Origin of the sequence: Roseovarius marisflavi (genome assembly GCF_900142625.1) — a bacterium.
In the GTDB taxonomy this organism is placed as follows: domain Bacteria; phylum Pseudomonadota; class Alphaproteobacteria; order Rhodobacterales; family Rhodobacteraceae; genus Roseovarius; species Roseovarius marisflavi.
The window spans coordinates 1-1,232 of the sequence record NZ_FRBN01000077.1 but is presented as its reverse complement, the minus strand read 5'-3'; the positions used below and the strand labels follow the sequence as shown (position 1 = coordinate 1,232).

The following is a 1,232-nucleotide window of genomic DNA, read 5'->3' as shown; positions in this document are numbered from 1 at the left end:
TGGTCTTGTCGCGTTTGCGTTCCGGCCTCTCAACTCATTTATGCGGCCTTTCGTTCAAAAGCCAAGGGGCTTTTGCCGCCGAGCGATGAGTGGCGACGGCGCGGGTTATAAAAGCCATTAATGTACTGGAATATTGCGCCCTCAGCCTGACGGCGTGTGTCCCAACGGTTCCGCCAGATCAGCTCAGCCTTAATGGATTTGAAGAACGTCTCCACCATGGAATTGTCGTAACAATTGCGCTTGCCACTCATTGAGACCTTGAAGCCATGCTTGGAAAGACGACGTTGATACTCATTGGAACAATATTGCGACCCACGATCCGTATGGTGAATGCACCCTTCGGGCGGCTGTCGCAAAGCAACAGCCATATCTAACGCCCTGATCGCCAGATCTCGCTTCATCCGGTTGCTAACGGCCCAACCGATGACGCGGCGAGAGTACAGGTCAAGGATGACAGCTAAATAAAGCCAGCCCTCACTGGTCCAGATGTAGCTGATGTCTCCGGCCCACTTTTGATTGGGGCCATCCGCTAAGAAGTCCTGACCCAGCAGGTTGGGCGCAATGTTGAACGTGTGATTGCTGTCCGTCGTCGCTTTGTATTTCTGCGTTCTGATGACTTTGATGCCGTTCTCTCGCATCAGGCGGCCCACACGACCGTGACCGACGCTTAGCCCCAGCTCTTGCAGTTCTTCAGTCATCCGGGGCCGCCCGTAGCTTTGTAAACTAAGCCGATGCTGCTCACGAATGTGGGCCAAAAGCACCATATCATCTCGCTGTCGTTGGCTCATCGGGCGAACCCGCCACGCGCGGAAGCCACGAGATGTGACCTGCATAATACGGCAGAGAAATTCCACGGGCCAAACTTCTTTCCAGGCATCGATGAAAGCAAACCTCACCGGCTTTGGCCTGCAAAGAAGATCGCCGCCTTTGTTAACACTTCCCTCTCCTCGCGCAGAAGTCGGACTTCTTTGCGAAGGCGGGTGTTCTCCTTCTCAACGTCTTCATGCGGACCAGACATCAAATCATCGTGCTGATGTTGCTGAACCCACTTGTTCAGCGTCGAAAGCCCCACACCCAAATCTGATGAAAGTTGCGGCCGCGTTAATCCACTGGTCGTGGCCATCCGCACCGCATCACGGCGAAACTCGTCTGTGTATCGCTTTGCCATTCCTTATCTCCTTCATAGCAAACATTGCTCGAAAGAGGCCGGAACTAAACCGCGACAAGACCAG

The 1,232-nt window shown here is 54.0% G+C and carries 1 protein-coding gene; it reads right to left on the bottom strand.

From position 1 onward, the window contains the following. Positions 1-38: 38 nt before the first annotated feature. Positions 39-1,168, bottom strand: a protein-coding gene (locus BUB78_RS20000) for an IS3 family transposase (protein ID WP_139279422.1) whose coding sequence is annotated in 2 segments (ribosomal slippage) — positions 39-931 and positions 931-1,168 — 1,131 coding nt in all. Because the reading frame shifts where the segments join, the coding sequence is not laid out codon by codon here. Between the last annotated feature and the right edge of the window lie 64 nt (positions 1,169-1,232).